Annotated in this window: 8 protein-coding genes and 2 tRNA genes (1 of these 10 only partly in view); 3 read left to right on the top strand and 7 right to left on the bottom strand. The window is 36.1% G+C overall.

The window, feature by feature from the left end:
* The 3 genes in view from RLO81_RS08225 to rpmH are tightly spaced (at most 58 nt apart) and all read right to left on the bottom strand, a layout consistent with a single transcriptional unit that may run on beyond the window.
* Positions 1-687, bottom strand: the beginning of a protein-coding gene (locus RLO81_RS08225; RefSeq protein WP_350109900.1) for a S41 family peptidase. Its footprint begins 954 nt before the window's first position; the window shows 687 of its 1,641 coding nt (coding positions 1-687); it begins with the start codon at positions 685-687; its stop codon lies off the left edge, out of view.
* Complete coding sequence (rnpA, locus tag RLO81_RS08220; protein ID WP_350109899.1) at positions 680-1,045, bottom strand: ribonuclease P protein component; 366 nt, start codon at positions 1,043-1,045, stop codon at positions 680-682. Before rnpA ends, RLO81_RS08225 begins: the two co-directional genes overlap by 8 nt.
* A 58-nt stretch (positions 1,046-1,103) precedes the next feature.
* Positions 1,104-1,259, bottom strand: a complete 156-nt coding sequence (rpmH, locus tag RLO81_RS08215; protein WP_350109896.1) for a 50S ribosomal protein L34 — start codon at positions 1,257-1,259, stop codon at positions 1,104-1,106.
* Between the two features lie 124 nt (positions 1,260-1,383).
* Between rpmH and RLO81_RS08210 the strand changes: the two genes are divergently transcribed.
* A complete protein-coding gene (locus RLO81_RS08210) occupies positions 1,384-2,130 on the top strand; it encodes a M61 family metallopeptidase (protein ID WP_350109893.1) in 747 nt (248 codons plus the stop codon).
* Between the two features lie 27 nt (positions 2,131-2,157).
* Positions 2,158-3,087, top strand: a complete 930-nt coding sequence (locus tag RLO81_RS08205; protein WP_350109891.1) for a M61 family metallopeptidase — start codon at positions 2,158-2,160, stop codon at positions 3,085-3,087.
* Here RLO81_RS08205 and RLO81_RS08200 read toward each other — a convergent pair.
* The 4 genes from RLO81_RS08200 to RLO81_RS08185 form a co-directional block, all read right to left on the bottom strand.
* A complete protein-coding gene (locus RLO81_RS08200; RefSeq protein WP_350109889.1) occupies positions 3,084-4,079 on the bottom strand; it encodes an adenosine kinase in 996 nt (331 codons plus the stop codon). The genes RLO81_RS08205 and RLO81_RS08200 overlap by 4 nt on opposite strands.
* A 66-nt stretch (positions 4,080-4,145) precedes the next feature.
* Positions 4,146-5,027 carry a glycerophosphodiester phosphodiesterase gene (locus RLO81_RS08195; protein ID WP_350109886.1) on the bottom strand — a complete coding sequence of 294 codons (882 nt, stop codon included), beginning with the start codon at positions 5,025-5,027 and terminating at the stop codon, positions 4,146-4,148.
* Between the two features lie 141 nt (positions 5,028-5,168).
* Positions 5,169-5,243, bottom strand: a tRNA-Val gene (locus tag RLO81_RS08190).
* Between the two features lie 285 nt (positions 5,244-5,528).
* Positions 5,529-5,603, bottom strand: a tRNA-Val gene (locus RLO81_RS08185).
* Between the two features lie 146 nt (positions 5,604-5,749).
* Between RLO81_RS08185 and RLO81_RS08180 the strand changes: the two genes are divergently transcribed.
* On the top strand, positions 5,750-7,500 hold a 1,751-nt coding region (locus RLO81_RS08180; protein ID WP_350109883.1), incomplete at its 3' end, for an AsmA family protein.

The raw sequence follows: 7,500 nt of genomic DNA, 5'->3' as shown, positions 1-7,500 counted from the left end.
TAAATCTAAAATGATTGCTTCTGCCCCCAATGATTTTAAATTTTTCAATGCCTGCTCCACTTCGTCACCAGCTCCGATGGTAAAGTCCTCAAGGTAGATATACCCTATTCCTCCTTCCAACATATCATAATAAGGAACATTATTCACTTTTATTTTTTCACGTTGAACTGTGAAGGCGAGTGTATCTGAACTGCCAATTCGGATGGCTTTTATTTCAGCGCCAGTGCGGGGCCTCCCTTTTAGCAAGCTGCTGATTTTTTCAACAGAGGCCGTATTCACTTCCTCGTCATTAATTTTAACAATTCTGTCGCCTATTTTTAGACCAGATCTATGTGCTGCAAAGCCTTCATAAAGCATGGAGATATAAATACCGCTATCTAATGAACTTATTTGTGCTCCAATTCCGGCATATTCACCTGTGGTGGTAGTTCTAAAGGACTCTACATCTTCTTGAGGAATGTAGTTGGTATAAGGATCTAATGATTCCAACATACCGTCAATTGCTACATTTAATAGTTCTTCAGGGTCAGTTTCATCGACATAAAACTTATCTATCTCGCGAAAAAGGGATGCAAACGTGTCGAGATTTTTGGCTATTAGAAAATAACGATCTTCTACCTGAATTAATGCCGTAGTAACAATTGAAATTAAAATAATTGAACACAATATGTAGCGCTTCCTATTCATTCAAAAACTTTTGAGACAATTTTTGGATAGATAATAAAACAGCTGATTCGACAGACTTATAAGGCAACATTTTTTTTGCCGTATAAATATACCCAATTAGTAGATGGCTGTCACGGATTAATAATTGTTTGTGATGACGATAGGCTTCTTTAGTAAGCCTTTTAAGCCTATTTCTATCAACTGCCTTCTTGAATATTTTCTTGGGTACCGAGACCAGCATTTGGTTGGTTTCTACCTGATCTGATGCACAATAATAAACCTTAAATGGGGGTAAATAAAAATAGGAGCCCTTGCTGAAGAGCTCCTCTATTAATATTTTTTTATGAAGCCTTTCGGCTTTTTTGAAGGTTTTTTTCATGTTCGGCAACTGCTGTTTATGCCGAGATGAAGTGCTCAACCTCTGCGATTATGCAGTATTATTTATGCGTTTTTTCACTAGAAACAGTAAGCTTCTTTCTTCCTTTAGCTCTTCTTCTAGCTAATACCGCTCTACCATTAGGAGTAGACATTCTTTCTCTAAACCCGTGCTTATTTTTTCTTTTTCTTTGCGATGGTTGAAATGTTCTCTTCATCTTCTTATAATTTAACCTTTTTAAAAGGCACTAATTCCACATTCGATTTTTAATGGGGTGCAAAGATAATTAGCTTTTTATTAATTGCAAATAAGAATAAATTTTTGTTTTGTACTATTGAGCCATGAAATACATTATTAAACCAGAAGTTCCTCTTACTCACATCTTAAACATACAATTAGAAGTAAGTATCTCGCAAAAATCAGTAATTGATTTTAAACTACCTATTTGGAGACCAGGAAGATATGAGGCTGCTAATTATTCTAAAAACATTCAAAAAATATCGTTTGAAGATGAAAAAGACAATAAACTCAATTATCGCAAGAAAAATGCAAGCACTTGGTCAGTAGCGACAAATTCATCTAAAATCAGAGTAAAGTATAAGTATTTCGCATATCAGATGGATGCTGGAAATTCATTCTATAATGAAGAACAACTCTATATAAATTTCATTAATTGTATGCTATACACTGAAGATCATTTAAATGAACCCTGTGAAATTCAGATTGAAATGCCTTATGATTATAAAGTGGCGTGTGGGTTGGAAAGAAAAGCCAATATGTTCATAGCGTCAAACTATCATCAGTTAGTAGATAGTCCATTGATAGCAAGCCCTACACTAGCATGTTGGAACTATGAAGCAGGTGGAGTTCCATTTTCTATTTGGTTTCAGGGGAAGCATTCGTTAGACAAAGAAAAGGTAGTTTCTGATTTTAGAAAGTTTAGCGAACAACAGATAAACGTAATGGGTGATTTCCCGAGAAACGACTATCACTTTTTGAACCAAATTACTACTTACAAACATTACCATGGTGTAGAACATGGTAATTCAACTGTGATTTGTATCGGCCCAGGTAATGACCTGGAATAAAGTAACCTCTATAGCGAGTTTGCCGGAGTGAGTTCTCATGAATTATTCCATGCCTGGAATATTTTGAAAATACGGCCAAAAGAAATGATGCCGTATGACTTTGGCAAGGCGCCTGTTTTCCCAACTGGATTTGTGGCAGAAGGATTCACCACTTATTACGGTGATCTATTCTTAGTTCAGTCGGGAGTGTTTGATTATCAGTGGTATTTTAATGAGTTAAGTACTCTTTTTCAAAGACATTTTCACAATGGTGGCAGACTAAATAATTCAGTAGTAGATTCTTCGCTTGATCTGTGGGTAGACGGCTACCAAGTTGGTGCCCCAAATAAAAAAAGTTCGATATATGTTGAAGGTGCCATGGTAGCACTTACTCTTGATCTAATGATTCGCTCAAAGTTTAATAGTCGGAAAAGTCTGAATGACGTAATGAGCGTTCTTTGGAATGATTTTGCTAAAAAAGATATTGGATATAGTATCAACGATATTCAGTTGATTTGCGAGGATGTTTATGAGGAGTCACTCAGCCAGTATTTCGAGGAAAATGTATATGGCGTTAAAGATAAGACTGAGCTTATCTCTAAACTTCTAAAAGAAGTAGGTTGCGAATTGTCAATTAAGTCTAATGAAAATTTATTAGAAGGTTATTTAGGTTTAAAAACTGCTGAACAAGATGGAACCCTTGTTGTCATGTCGATTGAAGAGAAGTCATTGGGTGAAAAGCATTTCTCCTTTAAAGATAAGATTAAGAAAATTGATGGTGAGTTGGTCACGAAGGATACCATTAAAGGATTAAAGCCAGGCATTCATACATTCTTGATTGAAAGACAGGCTAAAGAACAGGAAATAAGTATAGAAGCTTCAGACAGTTTATATCTGAAAATACGAAGGATTGAAAAAATAGAAAATCCTTCCGCTAAGCAGAAGGATTTGTTTGAGAATTGGTTAAACCTTTCTTAAGGATTCAAATGCTTCATTACTTCTTTGGCTTCATGCCACTCCAAGCGTGGGCCAAATTTTGAAACTATTTTGGAAGAAGCCAAACTGGCAAGCTTTCCTGCATCAGCATAAGAATGGCCATTTGTGATGCCATAAAGGAATGCACCTGCGAACATATCTCCAGCGCCATTGGTATCCACAGCGGAAACCTTGTAAGGCTCAATATCAATAAATGTATCGCCATCAAAAATCATAGCGCCATTAGCTCCTTGAGTAATAGCAAATCGTTTAGCTACTTTCTTTAACTCTTCTCTCGCTTCGTCTAAATTATCCTTGTTTGTAAAAAGCATTGCCTCCTCTTCGTTGCAGAATAATAGGTCTACACTTGCTCCAACGATCTCTTCCATTTGCGGCTTAAAGTATTTTACCATACTCGGGTCTGAGAAGGTCATAGCTACTTTTACTCCATTATTCTCTGCCATTTTTTTGGCTAGTTTCATCGCTTCCTGTCCAGATTCTCCTGGTACTAAATATCCCTCCATATATAGGTACTTAGAATCTTTAAGTGCTGCTTCGTTTACTTGTTCTTTTGAAAAAGTAGATGTGATGCCTAAGAAAGTATTCATGGTTCTATTGGCATCCGGGGTGGTCATAACCAGGCACTTACCGGTAATACCTGCAGGTGCAGTGTCGAAGGTTAGGGTGGTATCAACTCCATTTTCTTTAAGATCATCCAGGTAGAACTTACCCATATCATCTTTAGCCACTTTGCATGAATAGTAACCTTTACCGCCAAATTGACTAACGGCAATAATAGAATTGGCGGCAGATCCGCCACACTGCATATTGCTAGTAGGTAAATGAATGGCATTCACCAGCTCATGTTGTCTATCTTCATCCACCAAGGTCATGAGTCCTTTTTCAACATTATATTCCGCTAAGAAATCATCTTTAACTTCGGTAACTATATCTACAAGGGCATTGCCAATGCCATAAACGTCATACTTCTTCATTATCTATATGTTAAAATTAAGCGGCAAAGATAGGGTTGTTATAGAATTAATGAAATGTAAGTGAATTTATGGCTTTGTTAATCCTATGGCCTTCGCTCGGTTTGGATAATCAGTTATAATACCATTGACTCCCCAATCAACCAGCTTCTTCATATCCTTAATATCATTAACAGTCCAAGGTATTACCTTCATACCCATTTCATGAATAGTTTTGATTGAATTCTTACCTATTAACTTGTAGTAAGGACTGTATATTTCAGGTTTAAATCCAAGTTGTTTTATATTGGCTGATGGAGATTTGAGGTTCTCGATTAAAACTGCTAATTCAACTTCAGGATATCTCTCGTTCCAATACTTTAAGGTTCTGAAATCAAAAGACTGAATGATTACACGCTCCCAAGGTAAATATTGATCGATTACCTGATAAACAAGATCTGAAAATTCTGAGGGTACAGGGTGATATTTTGTGTCGCCCTCACTAGTGCTTTTTATTTCGATATTATAATTAACCTCCATGTGCGTTACCCCTTTCGAATGGCGTTCTGCCATTTTAATAACATCGCTAAGTAGCGGTTTATTCACCTTCATTTTCACTTGCTCAGGAAAGCGGTCATTCCCGTTAGAGCCACAATCAAACTGCTTTATCTGATTATACGTCAGATTATAAATGTTATACAGCACTTTATCATCTTTGCTGAGATTATTGCCTAAAGAATCCAAACATATTTCGTGTGATAACCATGGCTCGTGGGAAACAATCACTTGTTTGTCTTTGGTGATAACCACATCCAGTTCCAGAGTTGTCACCCCTTGGTCCATAGCATAGATAAAAGCAGGAATAGTATTTTCCGGCATCATACCCCGTGCACCTCTGTGCCCTTGAATATCTATTATTTGTGCTTTCAGAAATGTTGACGATATAATAAGACAAATGAAAATTCTTAACATGACTTAAAGGTAGTTTAAGAAGTTAGATTGTTGCAATAAAGAATGTTAAGCTTAAGTGAAATGTGTGATATACTTTCCTGATAGCTATCGGGAGAACCAGAGACCTCTGCCCGGTCAAGGCAGCGATCCCAACCTGCGTAGTAGGAAGTACCGGATTCGAACCGGTGACCCCCGCCCTGTCAAGGCGATGCTCTAAACCAACTGAGCTAACTTCCTATAATTTTCGGCTGGCAGGTAAACCCTGTCTGTCGACAAGCAGGCAACTGAGCTAATGTCCCATTTGGTATGAAGGTAAAAAATTGGACATAAAAAAAGACAGCTTTTCAACTGTCTTTTTTGTGGGCGCTGAGGGATTACTCATACACACAACCTTGCCGCACCACCCCTCGTGAATCTGCGTCACTATGTTCCTTGATTTCGAACCATTGGTTCTCATCCAGTTCCTAGTGAAATTTGCTTTAAAATAAAAAAGGCCATCAATATTTGATAGCCTTATAAATGTGGGCGCTGAGGGATTCGAACCCCCGACCCCCTCGGTGTAAACGAGGTGCTCTGAACCAACTGAGCTAAGCGCCCTATTCTTAATAATTACGCCCTTTTGCGTAACGGAATGCAAATGTAATATAGTTTTGTTTTTATGCAAACACTTTTTAATTGAAAACATAAAAATTTCTTTACACTCACATCGTTTCATCAATACATTTATATTCGTTAAAATTTAATTGAATCAGCATATTCGAAATAGGTTGTCAATTCTAAAAATTCTAAAGAAGTCATTAATAATAGCCACAATCATAATTGTGACCATTATGTCTATTGGTTCTATTTATATTTATCTTAATCAAGATAAAATAATCCAGCAGTTTGTTTCAGAAGCCAATAAGCACCTAAATACAAAGGTTGAAGTAGGTAACATCTCGGTTTCATTCATTGAAACATTCCCAAAACTTACCATACAGTTTGATGATATCAACATTAAAGGCAGCATTAAAACAGAACAGGATTTGCTTCAAGCAGATAATCTCAGTGTTACATTAGACCCTTTTCAAATAATTGAAGGGAATTATGTGGTTGAAGGGGTTTGGATTAAAAATGCTACTTGCTCCATAATTATAAACAAAGATGGCGAGGTAAATTATAACATCTTAAAAAAGGCTGAAAATGGGAGTGCTAGTTTTAAGGTTGAGCTTTCCTATGTGCAGTTAGTAGATGTAAATTTTTCCTACCTCAATGAGGAATCTTTAAACGAAATTGTACTAAAAACTAATGAAACAAAGGCCTCTTTGATCACTGAAAATAGCCTATACAATATTAATGCGCTTGGCAATTTTCAGATAGATTATATTAAAGTAAATAACAATATCTATCTGAAAGAAAAGTTGGTGCAAGCCAACTCAAAGCTAGTGTATGACGATGCTAAAAAATCATTAGAAATTAGTCCTTCTGATTTGATTATTGAAAATTCGGAATTTCAGACTTATGGTAACTATCAATTCAAAGAAGACCGAAACATCAAACTTTTTATTGAAGCTAAGGAAACAGATATTCAAGCAATAACGAATTTATTGCCTGATAATATAGCTTCTAAACTGGCAAGATATAACTCCGATGGAAGTGCCTACTTTGACCTTTCTCTATCAGGTTCTTTGGATTCCAAATATGGCCCAGAACTTGTCATTCATTTTGGATTGAACGATTCCCGGATAGATTATGCAGAAAAAAATGTGTCCGTTACCAATACCAGCTTAGAAGGCTTCTACAGCCAATCAAAATTGTATGATAATACTACTGCGTTATTAGAACTTAAAAATGTAGTTGGAAATCTTGAAGGACAAAAATTTGAAAGTAATCTAACCTTAAAAAACTTTGAAGATCTTCATTTAAGCCTTGATTTTGATGGCTCAATGACTACTTCTGCGTTATTTGATTTTTTAAAGGTGAAAGGTTTGAGCTCCAGTGAAGGTGAATTGGATGTTGTCATACAATTTGATGGTAGGATAAATGATTTAAAGTCTAAAGAACTCACCAATAAAGTTAAAACATCAGGACAGTTAGAACTAAAAAACATAACCCTTGATTCTGGGTTGTTTAAACTGCCAGTTTACGGGTTGTCAGGGCTTTTATTTGTAAACCAAAAAGATATTGCGATCAATGACTTAAGTGGTTCATATGGCAACTCTGACTTTAACCTAAATGGCTATTTCAGAAATATACTAGCTTATTTATTATTGCCTAATGAACCTCTGGGTATTGAAGCATCTTTTGAATCGAAAAATCTTAACTTAAACGAACTACTTTCCACAAAGGACAAGACTTCAGGTAATTACACATTTAAGCTGTCACCTAAACTTCGCTTGAGCCTTAACTGTACTATTGATAGAATGAATTTCAGACGTTTTCGAGCAAATGATCTTAAAGGTTCTGTTCAAATCAAAAATCAAAGACTTAGTTCAGAAAGTATAGTACTTAATAG

This window comes from Fulvivirga sp. (assembly GCF_040220315.1).
Lineage (GTDB): Bacteria > Bacteroidota > Bacteroidia > Cytophagales > Cyclobacteriaceae > Fulvivirga.
The sequence above is the reverse complement of the archived record's forward strand: the minus strand, read 5'-3'. Positions and strand labels throughout refer to the sequence as shown.

Excerpts from the sequence above, each read along its gene's own strand:
- rnpA (WP_350109899.1), bottom strand. The coding sequence starts at position 1,045 with ATGAAAAAAACCTTCAAAAAAGCCGAAAGGCTTCATAAAAAAATATTA.
- rpmH (WP_350109896.1), bottom strand. The coding sequence starts at position 1,259 with ATGAAGAGAACATTTCAACCATCGCAAAGAAAAAGAAAAAATAAGCAC.
- RLO81_RS08210 (WP_350109893.1), top strand. The coding sequence starts at position 1,384 with ATGAAATACATTATTAAACCAGAAGTTCCTCTTACTCACATCTTAAAC.
- RLO81_RS08200 (WP_350109889.1), bottom strand. The coding sequence starts at position 4,079 with ATGAAGAAGTATGACGTTTATGGCATTGGCAATGCCCTTGTAGATATA.
- RLO81_RS08195 (WP_350109886.1), bottom strand. The coding sequence starts at position 5,027 with ATGTTAAGAATTTTCATTTGTCTTATTATATCGTCAACATTTCTGAAA.